The organism is Hassallia byssoidea VB512170, assembly GCF_000817785.2.
GTDB lineage: Bacteria > Cyanobacteriota > Cyanobacteriia > Cyanobacteriales > Nostocaceae > Hassallia > Hassallia carrinoi.
This window is the reverse complement of sequence record NZ_JTCM02000003.1, coordinates 130,870-152,992: the sequence shown is the minus strand read 5'-3', so window position 1 is coordinate 152,992 and position 22,123 is coordinate 130,870. Positions and strand designations below refer to the sequence as shown.

Here is a 22,123-nt window from a genome sequence, read left to right as displayed (position 1 = left end):
TTTATTTCTATATATAGATTGATGAAATTAACTTATAAACTTGAGAAACATCAGCATTTATACAGTAGAGCATCCACCTAAATATCTAAGTTTTTTCTGGAGATATGTATATTTTTGAAAGTATTTCTAAATAGAAATGCATCTTGAGAGCTATGACTTCTAGTCATAAACAGTTTGTATTATTAAATACCAACAAACTGACAAAAAGTATCCCAATGCCTAGGGATATTGCTTCTTGTCGCTAGAAAATACCAAAGGAAATTAAATCGATGTTGATTGATAGCCGTAACTTACCAGCAGATGAAGTTATTCAAACAGAAGTTTGTATTGTTGGTGCAGGACCTGCGGGGATTACGCTGGCGCGAGAATTGATTGGGCAAGACTTTCGAGTATGCTTACTAGAAAGTGGCGATTTAGAATTTAATCAAGAGACGCAATCTCTAAGTGAGGGTGAAACTGTTGGCGATCCTTTTCCAAACTTACAAGATATGCGTCATCGTCAGTTTGGTGGACACGCTAACGTCTGGAATATTAAAATTAATAACCAGCAACTTGGTCTGAGGCATATGCCGTTGGACGAGATAGACTTTGAAAAACGCGATTGTATACCATACAGTGGCTGGGCTTTTAGTAAATCTCACCTGAATCCTTTCTACGATCGCGCTCACGCAGTTTGCAAACTCGGTTCTTTTGCTTATGAGGCTGAAGCTTGGGAAGATGCGAAATCTCCTCAGCTACCCTTCATCGGCGATCGCGTAACTACCGATATGTTTCAGTTTGGACCTCGCGATATTTTCACCAAGGAATATCGAAAAGAAATCAACCAATCTCCGAATATCACCACTTATCTGAATGCGAACGTCGTAGACATTGAGACTGACGAAACAGCTAAGAATGTAAAGAGTGTGCGTTTAGCTTGTCTGCAAGGTAATAAATTTTCCGTAGTCGCCAAAATATTTATCTTAGCCACGGGTGGCATAGAAAACGCACGTTTATTATTGCTATCCAACCAAACTCAAAAGACAGGATTAGCCAATCAAAACGATGTTGTCGGCAGGTTCTTTATGGACCATCCGTTTATCCGCAGCGGTATGCTTTATCCTGAGAGTCGAAAAATCTTCAATTCGACAGCTTTATATGACTTACGTCGGGTGAATAATGTACCAGTTATGGGAAAACTTCACCTAAGTGAGGAAGTAATGCGCCATCAGCAATTACTCAATATGAGTTTTATACTGTTTCCCAGAGATGATAAGTATAGAGCGCCCGCAAAGCCTTCTGTAAAAGCTTCTAAGAAAACTTTGCTCTCTTCAATTCGGGGTGGACAGGTTCCCAAAAATGTTTTTCAACATTTGGGTAATGTGATGATGAATATTGATGATCTTCTGGTCGATTGGTATGATTATCATATAAAACGGCAATATTTATTTCCTGATTTGAGTCATGGCGGATGGTCCGATCAAGAAGGTAATGAGCACAAATATGTAAAGTTTGAAGTCTTGAGCCAAACCGAACAAGTCCCAAATCCTGATAATCGGGTGACGCTTAGTACTAAACTTGATAAGCTTGGTTGTCCTCAAGCACAGTTAACTTACCGGTGGAGCGAAATAGACATTTCCAGCATCAAGCGATCGCAAGCAATCTTGGCAGAAGAAATTGCTCGTGCCGGATTAGGTCAATTGCACATTGAACGCGATGGAGAGCTTCCCGATACTATGTCTTTTAGTACCCACCATAATATGGGAACAACGCGGATGCATATTGATCCCAAACAGGGCGTTGTCGATGCAAATTGTCAAGTTCACGGCATATCGAATTTATTCATCGCGGGTAGCTCTGTTTTCCCAACAGGAGGCTATGCTAATCCCACGCTAACTATTATCGCTTTGGCAATCCGGCTGGCAGATCGTGTGAAAACCCAGTTTGCTGCTCAGTCAGAGAATGTTACAACCGACGCAGTGACAACAAGTCAAAGGTAGTTGCATAATCATGTTGCTGTGCGATCGCCCAAATACTGTTCTTCTTTATCAGTGACTTATATCAAGTCCGCGCTTATTAGTTAGAATTCCGGGCATCGCTGTAAAAACCTTAAAACTCTCTTTCAAGAGTGCACTCTTTGCCCCCTGCGACCTTAATGATAAGTCTTTAACCGGACATGGTATTATTTTTTACGGCAGCGGCAAGATGGCTCAAGTGGCTTCAGCTTGAACAATCAAGCGCTCGATTATTTGGATTGACCACGAAGAATATTGAGCGGCTATGTCCCACGGAGTCATTTTGATTTATGCTTTCTTATTAAGAGCGCAAGCGCTGCTAATAGCCTTTGCGCTCTCCCCGTGTCCGAATTTAAATTCAAACGCGATCGCAGAAAAATACTTCAGGCGGATGATGGATAAAATCAATCCAGCTATAGATAGATGTATGGCTAAAAGCTTAATGTCATCATACGATGAGATTGATTAATGGTAAATTATAACGCCTCTAAATTTTTCAATAGTGAAGATCATAGGGATTTGAAGCAAATTCAAATGGTTTTGAAATGATTATTTATAAATTTATTTTGAGCTTGCGCGGTTTGCTAGCCCACTTTCAAAAGGGGAATCAGCGCCAAGATAAGTATTACGACTCACAAACTCCGCTTTCTGAAGAAAGCCGCTTTCTTCATAGGCTTAACTGCATTAGCTTGAATGAAAATGAATCTAAGAGTCTAAACGCTCATTTAACAACAATCTTGGAAGAGCGCAATCCGGATAAAACCTCTCCCATCGCCTCAGATTGCATTGTACTTGAAATGAGTGAAGAAGAACTCCAGAAGTTTACCAACTACCTAGGAGAAAACACTACCTGCCAGTTCCGCGCTATAGTTCAGTCAGACAATAACCAGACTCAAGCAAAAAAACTGAGGATTATTGGTCATCATGGTCTGCGTTTATTTAATGTGATAGTCAAAAGTCACGATAGCAAGGAACTAGATCGCGAATACATCTACTCATACGATCATCTTTCTATTCGCCTTAATGCAGCCCTTACCGAGGTTCAGAAGACTGCCCAGATTAACAGTCAGCGTCTCCAAAGTGCCAACGACACTGTGCCCATTGATTTGGTTCTTGGAAACCTGCTGCGTACAGTCCTTGAAAGTATCCGCCAATTAATGACCGTAGATACTGTTACAGTTCTCTTGCCAACAGAAAATGGGCAGCAATTAGCTGTGTGTGCCACCATAGGGCTAGAAGAAGAAATTTTAGAAGGTATCAGAATTCCGCTTAATTGTGGTTTTGCAGGTCAGATCGCTGCTAGTGGCAAGCAGATGATTGTAGACGACTTATCAAAAATACAAGTAGTGAGTCCGATTCTGCGTAACAAAGGAATCCGATCAATGCTTGGTGTTCCGCTGCTGCTTAAAGACCAAGTGAACGGTGTCTTTCATCTTGGCACTTTTCGGGAGCGCCAATTCACCAAAGACGATGTACAGCAACTACAACTTGTCGCTAACCGTATTGGGTTGGCGATTGAACCCCTATTAAAATATTGGAAAATTACAAGCTCAGATGAATCTCAAATTGGTTATGTTTGCACCAAACACCTTGGAGTTAGAAGAGAACAGCCTGTTAAGATACGTGTGAAAGAGAAGACAATATTAATAAAAGTAACAAAATCACTAAAAAGCTTAATTTATATAAATTTCACGCAACGACATATTTTCTGGCGCAGAGTATAATTTTGTGGTCAAACGATATTCTGATGCAGTCAGGCGATCGCTTGCACTTATAAATATTTGCCAAGTACTTTACTTGCAAAGCTTGAAAATGACTTTATCGCCGAGTTTTTCTTCATATACCGTCGAAATCTCGCCAGATACATCTAACCCTGGATAGATGACATTAGTTAACTCTATACTGGCATTTATGCATTGGCAGCGTTGCTCTTGGGTAATTAGAGAGTAACTTGCTTCTGGAACTTTTTGCTCAACACCAGAAATCGACTTAGACATCATAGAGGTAAGAAAACGCTGCCAGAAACCAAACTTTTGTTAGAGCGCATGATGCTTGGGACTGTTGGAGAAGGTAAACAAAGCTGCCTGTTGGATACCTGACTGCGTGAAGTGTTCCATAACCGCTTCAATTAGACGTTGAGCAATTTTTTGATTCCAAAAGTCTGGGTAAACGCTCAACAGACCAAACGAACCGAAGCTACCCCACTGAGTTGCTAAATTTGACCCGTGGAAAAAAAGAGAGAAAAACGAGCAACCTTTTTGCGTTGTTCTAGCTACAACTTGTGGATCTCGGAACAAAACCGAGCGGGAGGTCGGAGGCAAGGTTGAAAAAATGGGGCAGCCTTCGCTTCCATTTAGTCGTGGGGAATTGCGGATCTACGCTCACTTGGCTGCCCCATTTTTTTACGCCAAATTCGTGAGATATTTTGGTATAGTACGATACTTTTATCCCGCTCGGTAATGTTTACGGTTGCTCGTTTTTCTTAACTTTATGCGTCCCCCACAAGTTTTCCATCAACAAATGCCGCAAAAGCCCCATTTGGGTTAGCTTTCCAACGGTGGGGAATGTAACTGGCATCACCAGCAAACTCAGTAGGTTCAGGTAAACCGACAAAAGTACCAAAAGCAAGTCGAACTCAGGTGGTCAGCTTCTTCTAATTCACTCTCAAAGCAGCAGACGGATAGAGGTGTTCATTTGGGGAATGGGGACTAGAGAATGGGAAACAAAGATTTTTCAAGCTCTTTGGAACAAGCACCAGTATTATTACTAATTTATAAGTTTTTTAATCAGTAAAGATTACGTGTTTTCCTCGTTTTGAATATAGCTTATTTTGTTGTTGAATTAAAAGCGAATATTTCTTTTGATGGGTGTAGGCTACAACTGGTTTTACTTATGATTAAACACTTGAAAGTTGATTTTAGGAAAGCACAGGAAAGTTTTCTTGTTGTCGCAAAAGATGATGGTGATAAAAGCTACTTCATCATCCGAGCCGGAGAAGAAACAACAGATGACTTTTTCTGGTGTAAAGCTAATAGACCATTGAAGCTAAGAGAAGTGGTTACTGGCTACTTGCATTCAGATACGTATTCGCATCTTAATAAAATGCACCAGCTAATAATTCAATAGATAATTATTAGGTTGGATTATTAGACTCGTTATTGCCATATTACCAATTCACAAAATCAAGCAGCCAAAGCAACTTGTTGGCTGCTATTTTTATTAAAAGCAGGACTTACTCAAAATACTAAGTAGCGGTAATTCATGAATTACCGCTACTGTATAATGTGCCTTACAATTATTTTTGCGCTCATTCCTAAAAAGAAAAAAGCGATCGCCTAGCCTAAAAGTCAAAAAGACTCGTCTCACTTCACCCTTGTGTAAAGAAATATAAATAAATCATCAATAATTGCAATCAAAATATACATTGTTGCCGTTTCATCCCTCAGCTAGAAGCGGTGAACTTTCACTTTTATTTATGATGTAATAATCAAACAAACACTCTCAGAACCGTACCAATGAAGTATCAAGTATAAATCATAAAGGATATCAGCAAAACAATAAATTATATCAATATGAAAGATAAATCGTGTGTAAGGTCTTAACTTCATCCAAAATCCTTCTCGTTCATTCCTACGCTACGCGAACACACTTTATGCTTCAGTTGACAACCGCTCTTGTCAGGAATTCGCCATGCATGAACTATTTCAAGCTGTTTTAAACAGTGATGAGAAAACTGCTTTACGTCAGTTGGTCTTTGCATTAAATGTCTCAGCGAAGCGATACTTCTTGAGAAATGAAATTCTTTCAGCTTTTGCAGACTACTGTCAAGAATCACAAAAACCTGCGTATTTTTACCATTCTTCTTCTTTAGGCAAGTTAATTCACTACACCCATGAAATAATTATCGAAGAAGAAAATACTTGGTTTGTTGTCCGACCGAGAATTGCTAGCCAAGAAATTTGGCGACTTGAGGCAAACATGACTTTCGAGCTTCAAGAGCCAAAAGCATTGTTAGATGTGCGCGATCGCTTCGTTAACCGTTACCAACCAAACATTCTAGAAATAGACACCCATCCCTTTTATGAAGGTTCCCCAAATATCAGCGATCCGAGAAACATTGGTCAAGGTCTAACATTCCTCAACCGTTATTTATGCAGTCAAGTATTAACCGATCGCCAGTACTGGTTAGATGTATTGTATGACGTTTTATTAAGACGCGAATACGACGGCATCCCGTTACTAATTAACGATCGCATTCATTCCGGTTCGGAATTATCTCAACAACTATCATCAGCAATCAAATTAGTTAGCTTACGCCAAGCGAACGAATCATACGAAAAATTTCACCTAGACTTTCAACAAATCGGCTTTGAACCAGGTTGGGGAAACACCGCTTCCCGCGTGAAAGAAACCCTCGAACTCCTCCAACGACTCTTTGAAAACCCAGAACCACCCATCCTCGAAGCCTTTGTTTCTCGCATTCCCGCAATTTTTCGCGTCGTCCTCGTTTCTATACACGGATGGGTTGGTCAAGAAGACGTTTTAGGAAGACCAGAGACAATGGGTCAAGTCGTCTACGTCTTAGAACAAGCTCGCAGCTTAGAAAATAAACTGCAAGCCGAAATTAAACTTGCCGGACTCGACCTGCTAAACATTAAACCCCAAGTTATTATTCTTACCCGGCTTATTCCCAACTGTCAAGGAACTCAGTGCGACTTACGCATAGAAAAACTTTTAGGAACAGAAAACGGCTGGATTTTGCGCGTTCCTTTCGGTGAATTTAATCCCGAAGTTACTCAAAACTGGATTTCTAAATATGAAATTTGGCCTTATTTAGAAACATTTGCCAATGATGCCGAAAAAGAACTGTTAACTAAATTTCAGGGAACCCCTAATCTAATTATTGGCAACTACAGCGACGGCAACTTAGTAGCCTTTCTTCTCGCTCGTCGTCTTAAAGCCGCTCATTGTCACATTGCCCACTCTTTAGAAAAACCCAAACATTTATTCAGCAACCTTTATTGGCAAGACTTAGAAAAACAATATCATTTTTCCGCGCAATATACCGCCGATATTATTAGCATGAATGCTGCCGATTTTATCGTCACCTCGTCCTACCAAGAAATTGTCGGCACACCCGACAGTATAGGACAGTATGAGTCCTATAAGTGCTTTACCATGCCCGAATTGTATCATGTGGTGAATGGAATTGATTTGTTTAGTCCCAAATTCAACATGGTTGCACCCGGAGTAAACGAGAACATATTCTTTCCATTTCGCCAAGTTGAAGACCGAGATAAAAGCGTTATTACGCGAGTTAACGAGCTATTATTTCATCGGGAAGACCCGCAGATATTTGGTAATTTAGATGACCCAAACAAGCGAACAATTCTTGCTGTCGCTCCGATTACCTCTGTAAAGAATCTCACCGGTTTGGCAGAATGTTTTGGCAAAAGCCAGGAATTGCAAGCGCGTTGTAACTTGATTATCCTTACCAGCAAACTACATGCAAACGATCAAAGCAATCCGGCAGAAGCCGCAGAAATAAAAAAACTCCACGAAATCATTAACCAGTATAATTTAAATGGGAAGATCCGCTGGTTGGGAATGCGCCTTAAAAGCGTTGACCTCGCCGAAGCTTATAGAGCGATCGCCGATCGGCAAGGAATTTTTGTCCACTTTGCTCACTTTGAAGCCTTCGGACTGACAATTCTGGAAGCGATGATTTCTGGCTTACCAACATTCGCCACTCAATTTGGCGGAGCATCAGAAATTCTCGGCGATCGCGACAATGAATTTCATCTCAATCCTACCGACTTAGAAGGGACAGCAACGCGAATCTTGAACTTTATTGACCAATGCGAAACTAATCCCGAATATTGGCATAAAATCTCTGAGTGGGTCATTCAACGAGTTCGTAACAACTACAACTGGAATAACAATAGCAATCAGTTGTTATTGTTAGCTAAAATATACACATTTTGGAACTTTGTATCCCGTGAAAATCGTGAAGCTCTGCTTCGCTACATGGAAACTCTATTTCATTTAGTTTATAAGCCAAGAGCCGAAACAATCTTAGACGAGCATATGCATCGATGAAAAAGAGGGGGAAAGGGGAAAGGGGAAAGGGGAAATGTTGAAATATTTTAAAATAATTCGACTGATTTTAAATGACTCCATCCCCCTTTCCCCCTCTTAAAAATTCCTTTACCCCTTCCCATGCACCCATGAGTCCCCTTCTTGGTAAAGAAAATAATTTTTTCAATTTTGAATAGTCCTTCAACCAAGGCAGTTGTAATGGATACAACAGGTCATTCTCAAGATTTTATTTATACAGACTGGACATTAATCGAAAGCAAAGTTGATTTTAACAAGTTTCCCCACAGAGAAACAGTTTTCACCATCGGCAACGGTTATTTAGGAACACGCGGCAGCTTTGAAGAAGGCTATACGCAAGCATCACCAGCTACATTCATTCACGGTGTTTACGACAGTGTACCAGTAGTTTACACAGAACTTGTGAATTGTCCTGACTGGCTACCACTGATAGTAATTGTTGATGGCGATCGCTTTCGTCTCGATCAAGGAGAAATATTAAGTTACGATCGCCAACTTGACTTGCTGCGGGGACTTATTAGCCGTACAGTGCGTTGGCGCACTCCAACAGGAAAAACGATAGACTTGAGTTTTCAACGCTTTGCTAGTTATTCCGATCAACATGTCTTAGGGCAGCGTTGCCAAATTACCCCAGTCGATTTCGATGGATTAATTGAAATTCAAGCTAGTATTAACGGCTATCCGGAAAATCAAGGCTTCAACCATTGGGAAGCACTCGATCAAGGAAACATTGACAACGGAATTTGGTTGTATCGTCGCACCCGCAACTCCCGCATCGAAATCAGTCTTGCAGCGCGGATGACACTATCTGGGGCAGATGCACCTATGCTTGTTACCAGCGCACCGGGTTATCCTACCTTAAATACCAAATTCCAGGCAACAGCACAACAGACAGTCACCTTAGAAAAGATAGTCACAGTTTTTACCTCGCGGGAAGTAACGCATCCGATCGCAGCAGCTCAAGAAAAACTCGCTCAATTGCCTTCTTACTCCAAGTTGCTCGATGCTCACGAAAAAGCTTGGGATGAACTTTGGCAACAAAACGATATTGTAATTGAAGGAGATAGCAGAGCGCAACTAGCAGTCCGCTACAATATTTTTCAAATGCTGATTGCTGCTCCTCGATACGACGAGAAAGTGAGTATTCCGGCAAAAACACTTTCGGGATTTGGTTATCGCGGTCATGTATTCTGGGATACAGAAATATTTTTGTTACCTTTCTTCACTTATACCCAGCCAAACATCGCCCGGAACTTGCTATCATACCGCTACCACACCTTAAATGGAGCCAGACGCAAAGCATCTCATGACGGCTATAAAGGAGCGATGTATGCTTGGGAAAGTGCCGATACTGGTGACGAAGTTACCCCGCGTTGGGCGTTACCTAACGATCCTTACGGTGAAGACGTGCGGATATGGTGCCGCGATCGCGAAATTCACATCAGTGCAGATATCGCCTACGCCGTGTGGTATTATTGGCAAGCCACAGGTGACGACGAGTGGATGGAAAAGTACGGTGCGGAAATTATTTTAGACACCGCCATATTTTGGGCAAGTCGAGTTGAGTACAACACCAAATATGAAAGATACGAAATTCGCGGCGTAATTGGTGCGGATGAATATCACGAATTCGTCCATAACAACACATTTACCAATCGGATGGTACAATGGCATTTGGAAAAAGCGATTATAGTTCAAGATTGGCTGCGTCAAAATAACAGCGATCGCGCTAGTGAAATAGAGCAGAAATTAGGACTAACTCCAGGCAGGCGATCGCGCTGGCAAGATATCATTACAAATATCTGGATACCCTACGACGCATCAAGCAAGTTAATCGAGCAATACGAAGGATTTTTTCAATTAGAAGATATTAACTTGCTTGAATACGAACCGCGCACTCGTTCCATGCAAGCTATTTTAAGCATCGACGGCGCCAATAAACGGCAAGTCCTCAAACAGCCAGATGTCTTAATGCTACTTTATTTAATGCGGCAATCACAGGAATTTCCCTACAACCAAGAAAATTTAGAGAAAAACTGGGACTACTACGCACCTCGCACAGACATTACTTATGGTTCCTCCCTAGGTCCTGCGATTCACGCTATCTTAGCCTCAGACTTAGGCAAAACAGCCGAAGCTTACGAAAGATTTATGCAAGCAGCAATGGTAGATTTAGAAGATGTACGTGGCAACGCAGCCGATGGAATTCACGGTGCCAGCGCTGGTGGCGTTTGGCAAGCCGTAGTTTTCGGCTTTGGTGGTATCCAACTGCGAGATAATCAACCCGTAGCCAATCCCCACTTACCCCCAGGTTGGACACGTCTAAAATTCAAGCTGCAATGGCGCGGGAAATCGCATGAATTTGACTTACAGCAGGTAAGGGGACAAGGGGGACAAGGAGGACAAGGAGGACAAGGAGGACAAGGGGGACAAGGAGGACAAGGAGGACAAGAAAAAATTTCTCCCTTGTCTCCCCCCTCTTCCTTGTCTTCCCCCTCCCCCTCCCCCTCCCCCTCTCCCCCCACCTCCCCATCCTCCCTCGACATCCGGGGGTTCATCTTTGACTTAGATGGTGTGCTGACGGATACGGCAGAGTTTCACTATTTAGCTTGGCAGAAATTGGCAGATGAAGAAGGTTTACCTTTTACCCGGCAAGCTAACGAAGCTTTGCGGGGTGTGTCGCGTCGCGAATCTTTGCTGCTGATAATCGGAAATAATAAAAAGTATTCAGAAGCACAAATTCAAGAGATGATGGAGCGTAAGAACCGCTATTATGTAGAATCGATTGAAAACATCTCCCCAGCGGATTTATTGCCGGGAGCGGTGTCTTTTTTGGATGAACTGCGACAAGCGGGAATTAAAATAGCTTTGGGTTCTGCGAGTAAGAATGCTCGATCGGTTATAGATAGATTAGGAATTGCCAGTAAAATAGATGCGATCGCTGACGGTTACAGTGTAGAAAAACCTAAACCAGCACCGGATTTATTTCTGTTCGCGGCACATCAATTAGGACTTCAACCAGCGCAATGTGTAGTTGTCGAAGATGCAGCAGCAGGAATTGAAGCTGCTAAGAAAGGTGGTATGTGGGCGATCGGACTCGGACCAGTTGAGCGAGTTGGTGCAGCTCACATAGTTTTACCAAGTTTAGCAGATGCCACTTGGTCAGATATCCGCGCCAAATTAAATAATGTTGCTACTCGTAGTTAGGGTTTTAACGCTTAATTGAGCAGTAAACTGCTCACTACGAGTTTTAATGCTTCAGAAAGGCAGTAAACTATTAACTTGGTTTCGCAGTTTTGGGGGAATATTTCATGTTTTGTAACTATAACTTAGGTTATATCTGAAGATGAAACTCAGACTTAAATCTTTCTCCCAAAAGACACATGAATACAGCTGACTATGAGAGCTAACTTAATACAGGAAATCAGCCAAGAAAAAAAGCCGGTAAAACTTTTTCTCGGCTGAAAAAACTAAAAACTTTAATCAGTTTCAAGGAGTAGTATATCATGTCAGATACAAGCAATCGTGGTTTTGCTTCGATGGATGAAGATAAGCAACGTGAAATTGCCAGCAAGGGTGGACAGGCTGCCCATGAGAAAGGCACTGCTCACGAGTTTACATCTGAAGAAGCTCGTGAAGCTGGACGCAAAGGTGGTGAAACTACCAGTCAAGATAGAGAGCATATGTCTGAAATCGGTCGCGAGGGTGGCAAAAATTCCCACAGCGGCGGTGGCAAAAAAGACTCATAATGAAGCAACGGTAAGTTCGCGGTTTGGATAAATTTTTACTGAGCATAAAGCAATCAGAATAGAACTTAAGCATTCGTAGTAAGCGTTTCAACGCTTAATTGAGCAGTAAACTGCTCACTACCTGTTAGAAAATATGTGCTGTTGATTTAAACATGCGATCGCTTTTCGTCGATCGCATGTTTTATTTAATATCCAACTCATGCTAATTTACAGTAATACCTATTTGCTCAAACCAAGTTAATTTATCCCAGTAACCACGTTGAAAACGTATTTTTCCATTTGTAATGTGAAAGAAACCACAACCATGTAGGGTATATTTTTTGCCAGTGGGAGGTATTCCCGCAAATTCTCCTAGAAATGTTCCTCCACCCCTCCACTCGATAATTGCCCACTCTCCATCTGCAAATAAATTTTCAACATGGGTATAATTGTCAGGAAAAGCCTGGAAGAACTCAATGAAATTTTCTAAGATTGCTTGCTTTCCATGTAACGGAGCATCAGCCGCTACCTGAATATTAATTGCATCGTCATGATATAATGCTGCTGCTTCATCAGCATTCCGCGCATTCAATGCATCAACCCAAATTGTCAGGACTTCTTTTGGTGTTCTCATATAATATTCTGAGAATATTGAAAGTATACTTATCTTAATTTTTCATCGCTATCAAAGTACATTCCCAAACTAAGCGCGGTTGAGCGTAACAAAGTAGATATTTACGCGCTTGCTCTAAGCAGTTAATAATACTTGGTTGATGCGATCGCTGCCAATATGACTGCTGCAAATAATCGATTAACCACAGTTGAGCTTCTGTATCTAAATCATCAATTTCTTTCGCCAATTTTAAAGCATCTAGGTAAGTTTTTGGAGCTGTTGTCACAGCTTGAAGTAACTTATTAGGAATAACTTGCAATTGCTCAAAAGAGGCGATCGCTTCCCCCGGACTGCCAGATGCTATACTTAACACCGCCTCATGCTGTAAAATTTCCTCATGCCCTGTTTGCCTGAGAACCTGAGCCAAAGACACTGCATCCAAACGATAAAAAGGAATGCGTTGACAGCGTGAAACTAAAGTTGGTAACACAGACTCAACTGAAGGTGCAATTAAAATCAGCGTCGCTTGTCCTGGTTCTTCCAAAGTCTTCAGCAAAGCGTTTGCCGCAGCTTCCGCCATTGTTTCTGCTTGCTCTAAAACTACCACATTTCTTGGCGCAAGTATCGGCGGACGGCTGAGAAATTGCGTAACTTCCCGAATTTGCTCTAACCTAATTATAGGCGGTGCTTTCCGCTTCAGTTTTTTTTCTGCCGCTTCTTGTGGGGTTAACCGTTGTCCTTGATACTGGTAAGTTGGTTGTACCCAAAATAAATCTGGATGGTTTTCTTGACGCAAACGATTCGTTTCTACAGAATGAGAAAACAGCAAATTTGCAAAGCACCGTGCTGCTAAACTGCGTCCCACACCCTCAGAACCGACAAATAAATAAGCCGGTGCAACTCTATTTTGTTTGACAGCTTGAGTCAGTAATTCTACCGCTTGCTGTTGTCCTATAAGTTTCGCGAATGCGGTCATTAGTCAGTGACTGTAGATTTATTTTTAAGATTTTAGAATAAAATCGAGGTTGGCATTGGAATCATATTCAACGAGGGGTTCGCCAAACTTCAATAACCGCATTGGTTTATCGCCAATCAATTTCATAGATTCACCTTCAATATTTAACATAGTTCCCTCTTGTAAACCAACTACATAAACATCTGAATTGACAACTAAAAATTCTCTGATTCTTTGTTCTCTTGTTTCTCCATTGTGATTGAGAATAACAGCATCTGTGTAGTGAGGATTTATCTGAAAAGGAACCAGATTTAAGGCATTAAAACTTACAGGTTCAATGATTGGCATATCGTTGGTTGTTTTTAATGTTGGAGAAGCAACATTTGAGCCTGCACTCCATCCAATATAAGGTGTTCCATTGTTTACCTTTTCTCTGATGGTTTCGATTATTCCGGTTTTATGTAACCAATGAACCAGATGAAAAGTGTTTCCACCTCCAACTACTATGGCTTCTGCTTTTTTTACCGATTCGCGATAATTTTCTCCTACATGAATAGCATCTATGGCATAACCTATATCTTGAAATACTTTTCCAACTTTTGCAGTATATTCATCATAATTTGAAGTCACACCAGCAAAAGGAATAAACAAGACTCTTTTAACTGAACTACCTAAAAAATTTTGAATTTGCTGACGGGCATAAAACAAATATTCTTCACCAAAATTAGTTGAATTACTGAGTAATAATAATTTTTTTGTCATAGCAATAAATTTAAGTATGTTCAAATCACATTTGATGTATACTGAAAAACAATTTGTGACTGTATTTACCCAAAGTTTACTATACTATATTATACATAACCCCAAGCTTTCAAGCGATCGCTTAAAGTTGTCTGAATCATTCTTTGCACAGCTTCTTTATTCAAGCTAGCATCTATGCGGACAATTTTATCTTGGGATGCTTGCAGTTGAGCGTATCCTTGTTGGACGCGACGATGAAAAGCGATCGCTTCAAGTTCAATTCTATCAGCAATATCGCCACTGCTGCGTTTGCGGCTTAGTCCCACTTCAATATCGACATCAAGCCATAAGGTAATATCGCTTTCTAACCCACTGGTTGCAATTAAATTAAGCACATTTATTAAATTTATATCCAAACCGCGACCATAACCTTGATAAGCGATAGTCGAATCAGTATAGCGATCGCACAAGATAATATTACCTTTTTCGAGATTCGGTTTTAATTCTTCTTCAACGTGTTGCGCCCTATCAGCAGCATACAATAATAATTCTGTAGTGTTGAATATTGTTTTATTTTCTGCTTTTAACAACAAGCGTCGCAAATCCAAACCTAAAGCAGTTCCCCCAGGTTCCCTAGTAACCACAACTGAAATACCTAAATATTGCAACCACTCTTGACAAAGTTGTATTTGGCTAGTTTTACCACAACCTTCTACCCCTTCAAATACGATTAATCTACCATTCATGCTTTTTTTATATATTGGTAATTGGGCATTGGGTAATTGGTAATCACAGAACGCGATAATCACAGAACGCGAAAAAACCACTCCCCATTCCCCACTCCCCACTCCCCATTCTCCATTACCCAAGCAAATCTACAATCAAAGCTAGTAATTCCGTCGGTTCTACTGGCTTTGCGAGGTGCTTTTGGAAACCTGCGGCAAATGCCCGATCGCGATCGCTTTCTCCAGCATAAGCGCTAAGAGCGATCGCCGGAATTTCTCCGCCTTGTTCGGGAGACATCAATCTGATTTGACTAATTAAACTGTAGCCATCCACCAACGGCATTCCTAAATCACTCAGTAATATATCTGGCGGCGATTGGGCAAACGCTTTTAGCGCCTCACTTGCCGATGATGCTTCACTTACGATGGCTCCTTGCTGTTGTAGCAAAAAGCTCATAAAATCGCGTGTATCTATCTCATCATCAACTAACAATATTCGTATTCCTGCCAGAGGTAAGGAGTTAACATTCTCAGCTTCTATCTTATTTTCCTTTTCTTGTTTGCTGCTTTCCTCAATTAAAGGCAATCTGACAATAAAAGTCGCTCCTTTTCCTTCTCCAGGACTTTCAGCCGTCACGGTGCCGCCATGTAACTCTACCAGATGGCGAACAATCGACAAACCCAGCCCCAGTCCTCCATGATTCCGGGTAGTGCTGCTATCTGCTTGTCGAAAATATTCAAAAACGTGGGGCAGAAATTCACTGGAAATCCCCTTACCCGTGTCGGTAACGGTGATTTCGGCGTAGGAGGTAGTGGGGAGATGGGGAGAGGGGAGACAAACTCCCCCTGCAAAGTGCCCCCTGCCCCCTGCTGCCTGCCCCCTGCCCACCGACAGCCTAATATCAATTCGTCCCCCTGCTGGGGTAAATTTAACGGCATTATTCAGCAAATTGCCGACGACTTGCTGCAAGCGATTGAAATCACACAAAACTTTACCTACATTCGGCTCAAATTGCAGATGCATTTCGATTGATTTGTCTTGTGCTGCCAATTTCACTGTTTCGATGGCGGCATTAATTACAACTGCTAAATCAAAGGCAGCAAAAGTCAAACTTAGTTTACCTCGCAGTATGCGGGAGACATCCAGCAAGTCGTCAATTAGTTGAATCTGCAATTTCGCATTGCGTTCGATGGTATCCAAAGCCCGAAATGTCGCAGCTTCATCAAACTTGCGGCTTTTAAGTAACTTTGCCCATCCTAAAATCGGATTGAGAGGCGATCGCAATTCGTGAGAAAGTACAGCAAGAAACTCATCTTTGATGCGGTTAGCTGCTTCTGCTTCCAAACGGGCAGCTTTTTCTCGCTCTAAAATTTGGGCACGTTCTTCATCGATTTGTTTTTGCTGATGAATATCTGTACAAGTGCCAAACCATTTGATGATGCGTCCTTGGTCGTCTTTTATCGGTAAACCTCGTACCAAATGCCAACGATATGTGCCATCAGCAACTCTCAGATAACGATGTTCAATTTCGTAAGGTGTACCGTTTGAGAGTGCTTCCGTCCACAGTTGTACAGATTTTTCTAAATCATCCGGATGCAGTACCTTTCTCCAGCCGTAGCCAACAGTTTCTTCTAAATTTAACCCGGTGTATTCTTGCCAGCGCTGATTTACGTAAGTTGCCAGACCTTCAGCATTAGTTGTCCAGACCATTTCTGGAATAGTATCAGCTAAGAAACGGTAGCGTTCTTCACTTTGACGCAGAGTTTCTTCAGCTTGCTTGCGTTCGCTAATATCTTGAACTGTTCCCATCATGCGTATTGGCTTGTCAAAAACATCATAAAAGCCTCGACCTTTAGCGGCAAGCCAATGCACGCTTTTATCAGCCCAAACAGCACGATATTGTATATCATAATCTAGCTTTCGGGCGAGAGCGCTACTAACAGCTTCATCGGTGCGTTGCCGGTCTTCTGGATGCAAAGTATTCAGAAAAAGCTCGTAAGTAATTGTGGTGTCAAGTGGAAATCCAAACAGTTCTTTACACTTAGAAGTCCAAATTAACTCATCGGTGGTTAGATCCCAAAACCACATACCCAGATTAGCCGCTGTGGTTGCAAGCCGAATGCGTTCTTCACTTTGTTGTAAATCTGCCTCGGTTTTTTTGCGGTCGCTAATGTCAATTATAATGCCAACTATCCTCACAGTGCGATTATCTGCATCCCGCTCAACAAATCCTCGATCTTGCAGCCACACATAACGACCATCTTTATGACGCACCCGGTACTCAATTTTATAGCGATCGCCTTTTGCCAAACTGATTTTAAATTCCTCATCAACTCGTTGCAACTCATCCGGATGCACAAGCTGCTGCCACCATTTTTGCGTCGGTGAGGCTTCTTGTTGAGTGTATCCCAAAAGCGTAGTCAGACCTTGAGTTCTTTCTACAGTACCCCGCGAAATCTCCCAATCGTAAAATAGGCAATTAACCGCTGCTAGCTCAAATTGTTCGTTATGTCGCAAGGCAATTTCTCTATCTTGTTCAGATATACTTGCTGCCTGGTATTCTGTCTGGTGTCTGGAAGCGGATTTTTTTATCTCAGAAAAAGTTGTCACAACAGCGTAGGCTGTTGTCCCTCCAGCCAAAAATAAAGGTTGTGAGTTCAGCAATAGCCAGACTAGCTGACCATTTGGCTTATACAAACCCATCACCACATTCAAACATGGCTTTCCTGTTTGCAATGCTACCATCGCTGGGTGAGTCTCACCTGGGAAAGGAGAGCCATCTTCATGAATCGATTGCCAAGGATGATCCACCGAAGTACGCCCTATCAGCTGCTCGGCAGTCAGTCCAAGTATGCGCTCACAAGCCGTATTGCCAGCTTGGATAGTACCATCCGCAAGTTGCAGCACCATTCCTTCTTCATCAGTGGCGACCATCGAGTAATTCGCTTGTTTATTTATCTGCTGGTGCAACGATAACAAATTCTCAGCCAACTGGTTTTGGGACTTTTCCGCGTCTGGCATTATCAAAAAAGGCTGACTGTCTACCGCCTATTTTTTATCACACAACTGCAAATCTTATTTCTTCCTCCCTTGGGTAGAAAAGAAATTAAAACTAATGTAGTAAGTTTGATCGGCTTACTTCTATCATCGCTAAGAAACCTCGCTCAAATAAAATGCAAAACCTGAAATTTAGGGTGGTTCCCCGAATTCAATCAACGACTGCCCGAATTCAATCAACGACTGCCCGAATTCAATCAACGACTGCCCGAATTCAATCAACGACTGCCCGAATTCAGTAAACGACTGCCCGAATTCAATCAACGACTGCCCGAATTCAATCAACGACTGCCCGAATTCAATCAACGACTGTCCGAATTCAATCAACGACTGTCCGAATTTATTTAGATGCATTCTTCCGTGAATGTAGCTTGTAGTAAGCATTTGATTTGTGTCATAATCAGATTGGGAGATTATTGGGAATTTCTCCAAAAAGCTTAATATAGTGTGATTATTCAACCTACAAAATTCAACGAATCATTAACTCCGGAATTTAATAAATTTATCGCCTCGGTTGTATCAGGTAACTGCAATTGGGCAAGCGAAGTCATCCGCAAAAAACTGCACCAAGTTCAGCAGCATGTATCAAGCGTCACTTTTTTAAGTAAAAACTATCAAATGAGTGAAGGGAAGGAAAAAGAATACCTATGAAGGACGGGCATAAAACAGACCCCTTCCCCGGACTCGGTGAGATGAAAGCGCGGATGCGTACTTTCGATTGGGCAAACACACCTGTCGGTTCGATAGATACATGGTCGCAAAGCCTGAAAAGCACCGTGAGGATTTTACTAGCATCACGGTATCCAATGATTCTTATATGGGGACCAAATCTGATTCAGTTTTATAACGATGCCTATTCCCAGATTATCGGTGACAAGCATCCCGCCGCACTGGGTACGGATATTAGAATTACCCTCGCCGAAGCGTGGGATACGCTAGGTCCGATGATTGAAGAAGTGATGGTAACAGGCGTAGCGAACTGGGTTCCGGCACAGATGCTTGTTTTAGAGCGTTCAGGCTATCGTGAAGAATCTTATTTTAGCCTTTCTCACGCACCCGCCGAGGACGATTCCGGAGAAATTGTCGGGATGTTTTGCGTGTGTAGCGAAGTCACTCAGCAGATATTAGGCGATCGCAGGTTACGACTTCTTCGAGATTTGGCATCCAGAGCAGGAGAGACGCGCAGTGTAGAAACAACATGCCGCGATGTGGCTGCATCGATCGCCGAACACCCACTTGATGTGCCGTTTGCACTAATTTATCTGCGCGACCCAGATGGAAAAACTCTCCGGCTTTGTGGTAAAGTAAAAATGCCGGAAAAAGCGCTTCTTAGTCCAGTCTCTGTTAATATTACCGAACCAAAAAGTGATATCTGGTCGCTGGCGCAAGCTGCTGCGGGTGAAACAGTTTTAATTGAAGGTGTAGATAGCTTATTTTTGCTACCGGGTGGTCCCTGGAACGAACCTACCCGTGCTGCACTCGTCATGCCGATCGCTTCATCAACTCAAACAGAACCGCTTGGCGTTTTAGTAGCCGGTATCAGCCCCAACCGCTTTCTTGACGAAGGATACAAATCGTTCTACGAACTCCTTGTCAATCAAGTATCCATCGCCCTGCGTAACGCCCAAGCATACGAAGAAGAACGGCGACGAGCGGAAATGCTAGCCGAACTAGACCGCGCAAAAACCGCCTTTTTCTCCAATGTCAGTCACGAGTTCCGCACCCCGCTGACTTTAATGCTCGGTCCATTGGAAGATGCGCTACGCGATCCGCACCTTTCTACAACTGGGCGGGAACAAATTACCATAGCTCACCGCAACAGTTTAAGACTGCTAAAATTAGTCAATACGCTTTTGGATTTCTCGCGACTTGAAGCGGGTAGAACGCAAGCCATCTACGAACCTACAGATTTGGCGACACTCACCGCAGACTTGGCTAGTGTGTTTCGCTCGGCAATTGAAAAGGCAGGTTTAGAATTTATCGTTGATTGTCAACCTTTATCCGAACCGGTTTATGTAGACCGGGATATGTGGGAAAAGATAGTCCTGAACTTACTTTCAAACGCTTTGAAATTTACGCAACGCGGTTACATCAAAGTTGAGCAACGAGCGATGCCTGCGGCAACCTTGCGGAACGCCTCAAACATCGAGCTTCGTATTGAAGATACAGGCAGCGGAATTCCTCAATCTGAACTGAAGAACGTGTTTAAGCGATTTCACCGCATTGAAGGAACCCAAGCTAGAACCCACGAAGGCAGCGGAATTGGTCTAGCGCTCGTGCAAGAACTCGCCAAACTCCACGGTGGCAGTGTCCGCGTGGAAAGCGTCTGTGGAGCTGGAAGTACCTTCATCGTTTCGATTCCTCGTGGCAAGCAGCACCTTCCTGTAGACCAAATCGCAAGCGATCGCACACTTACCCCAACCAGCATTCGTGCGGATGCATTTGTGGAAGAAGCGCTGCGGTGGTTGCCGGATGAAGTGCATGATGCAAATCTGTCAATGGGGGGAGGGCGATCGCGCATACTTCTGGCAGACGACAACGCTGATATGCGCGAATATCTGCGAAAGCTTCTGAGTACACAGTATGAAGTTATCGCCGTGGCAGATGGCGAAGCAGCTTTAGCCGCAGTACAAGAGCAAGTGCCAGACTTAGTGCTGAGTGATGTAATGATGCCGAAACTTGACGGCTTCGGTCTTCTAACTCGGCTGCGCCAAGACCAGCGTACCCGCTCTGTACCGCTTATTCTCCTTTCGGCTCGTGCGGGTGAAGAATCGCGTGTTGAGGGACTTGAGGCAGGAGCAGACGACTATTTAGTAAAGCCCTTTAGCGCTAGAGAAATATTGGCTCGTGTCAAGGCAACATTGGAAACCGCTCGATTGCGGCAAGAAACTGCCCGCTCTCGCTTGGAGGTTCAAGCAGCTCAAGAACGGGCAATTATTCTCGAACGGGTAACAGATGCTTTTTATGGTTTAGATCGGCAATGGCGATTTACTTACGTAAATCAGCGATGTGAAGAATACATCGGCAAAACCCGCTCTGAACTGCTGGGAAAAGTCCTCTGGGAGGAATACCCAATGCTTAGGGGCAGCGTTATTGAAGAGCAATATTATAAAGCCGTCGGCGAGCAAGTTGCGGTACACTTTGAAGTACTGTCTCCTTTCTCCGAGCAGTGGGTAGAAGTACACGCTTATCCCTCTGCGGACGGACTGTCAGTTAATTTTCGATATATTAGCGATCGCAAAGAACTCGAACAGCGACGCGAGGCACTTTTAGAAAGCGAACGCGCAGCTCGTACAGAAGCAGAACGAGTCGGACGCCTCAAAGATGAATTTTTGGCAGTTCTTTCTCACGAAATTCGCACACCGCTTAACGCCATCCTCGGCTGGAGCCAGCTTTTGCGTAAGGGAAAACTTAGTACGGTACAATTCGAGAAGGGGCTTGATACTATTGAGAGAAACTCTAGAGCGCAAGCGCAGATTCTTGAAGATTTGCTCGACATGAGCCGGATAATTTCTGGTAAAATTCGACTCAACGTTAAAAACGTCAATCTGAACTTGGTGATAGAAGAAGCGATCGAATCTTTTGTTCCCGCTGTTGCAGCCAAGGACATTCGACTTCAAACAGTTTTAGATGACGTACCCAATGCGATAATTGGCGACCCGAACAGACTACAACAAGTAGTGTGGAATCTTGTTTCTAATGCTATTAAGTTTACTCCAACAGGTGGAACAGTGCAGGTGTCAGTTGAGAAAGTAAATTCTCATGTTGTCTTAACAGTAAGCGATACAGGTCACGGCATCAAGCCAGAATTTCTGCCGCATGTCTTCGACCGTTTTCGGCAAGCAGACTCCTCTACTACTCGCAAGTTTGGTGGTTTGGGATTAGGGCTTTCAATCGTCAAGCACCTCGTTGAGCTTCATAAAGGAACTATACAAGCAACAAGCCCAGGAGAGGAACAAGGAGCTACTTTTACTGTTGTGCTTCCGCTGGCTGAAAAATAAAATTATACTCAGGCTCAAGCAGTAACAGCTTGTAGCAACCGAACTTGAGCAAACAAGCGTTGCGCTCATTTTTGGGTATAAATAAACGCGCTTTAATGTAGTAAGGGCTTCAGCCCTTAAATGAGCGGTGAACCGCTCACTACGAATTATTTTTCTACCTCTATGGATATAGCTAAGAGAATGATTTTTGT

General features: G+C 42.8%; 16 protein-coding genes and 1 pseudogene. 9 read left to right on the top strand and 8 right to left on the bottom strand.

Annotated features, from left to right (window positions below; genetic code table 11):
* The first annotated feature begins 269 nt into the window (after positions 1 to 269).
* From PI95_RS02805 to PI95_RS02795, 3 genes are all read left to right on the top strand, one after another.
* On the top strand, positions 270 to 1,979 hold the full coding sequence (locus PI95_RS02805) for a GMC oxidoreductase (RefSeq protein ID WP_039738925.1): 1,710 nt from the start codon (positions 270 to 272) through the stop codon (positions 1,977 to 1,979).
* A gap of 280 nt (positions 1,980 to 2,259) precedes the next feature.
* Positions 2,260 to 2,463 carry a hypothetical protein gene (locus PI95_RS02800; RefSeq protein ID WP_163518535.1) on the top strand — a complete coding sequence of 68 codons (204 nt, stop codon included), beginning with the start codon at positions 2,260 to 2,262 and terminating at the stop codon, positions 2,461 to 2,463.
* Between the two features lie 76 nt (positions 2,464 to 2,539).
* The gene (locus PI95_RS02795; protein ID WP_039738924.1) at positions 2,540 to 3,718 is read left to right on the top strand and encodes a GAF domain-containing protein; all 1,179 of its coding nucleotides are present in this window, start codon (positions 2,540 to 2,542) and stop codon (positions 3,716 to 3,718) included.
* 69 nt (positions 3,719 to 3,787) lie between these two features.
* Here PI95_RS02795 and PI95_RS02790 read toward each other — a convergent pair whose 3' ends face one another.
* Both PI95_RS02790 and PI95_RS02785 read right to left on the bottom strand, forming a co-directional pair.
* Positions 3,788 to 3,994: a hypothetical protein gene (locus tag PI95_RS02790; RefSeq protein WP_163518533.1), complete on the bottom strand. Its 207-nt coding sequence runs from the start codon at positions 3,992 to 3,994 to the stop codon at positions 3,788 to 3,790.
* 36 nt (positions 3,995 to 4,030) lie between these two features.
* On the bottom strand, positions 4,031 to 4,291 hold the full coding sequence (locus PI95_RS02785) for a GNAT family N-acetyltransferase (protein WP_163518532.1): 261 nt from the start codon (positions 4,289 to 4,291) through the stop codon (positions 4,031 to 4,033).
* 517 nt (positions 4,292 to 4,808) lie between these two features.
* Between PI95_RS02785 and PI95_RS02780 the strand changes: the two genes are divergently transcribed.
* From PI95_RS02780 to PI95_RS02765, 4 genes and pseudogenes are all read left to right on the top strand, one after another.
* On the top strand, positions 4,809 to 5,120 hold the full coding sequence (locus PI95_RS02780; RefSeq protein ID WP_039738923.1) for a hypothetical protein: 312 nt from the start codon (positions 4,809 to 4,811) through the stop codon (positions 5,118 to 5,120).
* A gap of 564 nt (positions 5,121 to 5,684) precedes the next feature.
* The gene (locus tag PI95_RS02775; RefSeq protein WP_039738922.1) at positions 5,685 to 8,093 is read left to right on the top strand and encodes a sucrose synthase; all 2,409 of its coding nucleotides are present in this window, start codon (positions 5,685 to 5,687) and stop codon (positions 8,091 to 8,093) included.
* 198 nt (positions 8,094 to 8,291) lie between these two features.
* Positions 8,292 to 11,318: a beta-phosphoglucomutase gene (gene pgmB / locus PI95_RS02770; protein WP_039738921.1), complete on the top strand. Its 3,027-nt coding sequence runs from the start codon at positions 8,292 to 8,294 to the stop codon at positions 11,316 to 11,318.
* A gap of 299 nt (positions 11,319 to 11,617) precedes the next feature.
* A pseudogene (locus tag PI95_RS02765) lies at positions 11,618 to 11,833 on the top strand (KGG domain-containing protein); the annotation flags it as partial.
* A 229-nt stretch (positions 11,834 to 12,062) separates the two neighbouring features.
* Here the strand turns inward: PI95_RS02765 and PI95_RS02760 are convergent.
* The 6 genes from PI95_RS02760 to PI95_RS02735 form a co-directional block, all read right to left on the bottom strand.
* Positions 12,063 to 12,473: an ester cyclase gene (locus PI95_RS02760; protein WP_039738918.1), complete on the bottom strand. Its 411-nt coding sequence runs from the start codon at positions 12,471 to 12,473 to the stop codon at positions 12,063 to 12,065.
* A 34-nt stretch (positions 12,474 to 12,507) separates the two neighbouring features.
* Positions 12,508 to 13,428: a DNA polymerase III subunit delta' gene (locus PI95_RS02755; protein WP_039738917.1), complete on the bottom strand. Its 921-nt coding sequence runs from the start codon at positions 13,426 to 13,428 to the stop codon at positions 12,508 to 12,510.
* Between the two features lie 24 nt (positions 13,429 to 13,452).
* Positions 13,453 to 14,169, bottom strand: a complete 717-nt coding sequence (pepE, locus tag PI95_RS02750; RefSeq protein WP_039738915.1) for a dipeptidase PepE — start codon at positions 14,167 to 14,169, stop codon at positions 13,453 to 13,455.
* A gap of 89 nt (positions 14,170 to 14,258) precedes the next feature.
* Complete coding sequence (gene tmk, locus PI95_RS02745) at positions 14,259 to 14,894, bottom strand: dTMP kinase (RefSeq protein WP_039740396.1); 636 nt, start codon at positions 14,892 to 14,894, stop codon at positions 14,259 to 14,261.
* A 115-nt stretch (positions 14,895 to 15,009) separates the two neighbouring features.
* Complete coding sequence (locus PI95_RS02740; RefSeq protein ID WP_039738914.1) at positions 15,010 to 17,895, bottom strand: PAS domain-containing protein; 2,886 nt, start codon at positions 17,893 to 17,895, stop codon at positions 15,010 to 15,012.
* A 168-nt stretch (positions 17,896 to 18,063) separates the two neighbouring features.
* Positions 18,064 to 18,315, bottom strand: a complete 252-nt coding sequence (locus tag PI95_RS02735; RefSeq protein WP_163518530.1) for a hypothetical protein — start codon at positions 18,313 to 18,315, stop codon at positions 18,064 to 18,066.
* A gap of 63 nt (positions 18,316 to 18,378) precedes the next feature.
* Here PI95_RS02735 and PI95_RS02730 point away from each other — a divergent pair, with 63 nt between their 5' ends.
* Both PI95_RS02730 and PI95_RS02725 read left to right on the top strand, forming a co-directional pair.
* Positions 18,379 to 18,582, top strand: a complete 204-nt coding sequence (locus PI95_RS02730; RefSeq protein ID WP_039738912.1) for a hypothetical protein — start codon at positions 18,379 to 18,381, stop codon at positions 18,580 to 18,582.
* Entirely contained in the window at positions 18,579 to 21,932 is a 3,354-nt protein-coding gene (locus PI95_RS02725; protein ID WP_052324746.1) for an ATP-binding protein, read from the top strand. Before PI95_RS02730 ends, PI95_RS02725 begins: the two co-directional genes overlap by 4 nt.
* Positions 21,933 to 22,123: the final 191 nt, after the last annotated feature.

Excerpts from the sequence above, each read along its gene's own strand:
- PI95_RS02740 (WP_039738914.1), bottom strand. The coding sequence starts at position 17,895 with ATGCCAGACGCGGAAAAGTCCCAAAACCAGTTGGCTGAGAATTTGTTA.
- PI95_RS02755 (WP_039738917.1), bottom strand. The coding sequence starts at position 13,428 with ATGACCGCATTCGCGAAACTTATAGGACAACAGCAAGCGGTAGAATTA.
- PI95_RS02790 (WP_163518533.1), bottom strand. The coding sequence starts at position 3,994 with ATGATGTCTAAGTCGATTTCTGGTGTTGAGCAAAAAGTTCCAGAAGCA.
- PI95_RS02795 (WP_039738924.1), top strand. The coding sequence starts at position 2,540 with ATGATTATTTATAAATTTATTTTGAGCTTGCGCGGTTTGCTAGCCCAC.
- PI95_RS02725 (WP_052324746.1), top strand. The coding sequence starts at position 18,579 with ATGAAGGACGGGCATAAAACAGACCCCTTCCCCGGACTCGGTGAGATG.
- PI95_RS02775 (WP_039738922.1), top strand. The coding sequence starts at position 5,685 with ATGCATGAACTATTTCAAGCTGTTTTAAACAGTGATGAGAAAACTGCT.
- pepE (WP_039738915.1), bottom strand. The coding sequence starts at position 14,169 with ATGACAAAAAAATTATTATTACTCAGTAATTCAACTAATTTTGGTGAA.
- PI95_RS02735 (WP_163518530.1), bottom strand. The coding sequence starts at position 18,315 with ATGCTTACTACAAGCTACATTCACGGAAGAATGCATCTAAATAAATTC.
- PI95_RS02800 (WP_163518535.1), top strand. The coding sequence starts at position 2,260 with ATGTCCCACGGAGTCATTTTGATTTATGCTTTCTTATTAAGAGCGCAA.
- PI95_RS02805 (WP_039738925.1), top strand. The coding sequence starts at position 270 with ATGTTGATTGATAGCCGTAACTTACCAGCAGATGAAGTTATTCAAACA.
- PI95_RS02760 (WP_039738918.1), bottom strand. The coding sequence starts at position 12,473 with ATGAGAACACCAAAAGAAGTCCTGACAATTTGGGTTGATGCATTGAAT.
- pgmB (WP_039738921.1), top strand. The coding sequence starts at position 8,292 with ATGGATACAACAGGTCATTCTCAAGATTTTATTTATACAGACTGGACA.
- tmk (WP_039740396.1), bottom strand. The coding sequence starts at position 14,894 with ATGAATGGTAGATTAATCGTATTTGAAGGGGTAGAAGGTTGTGGTAAA.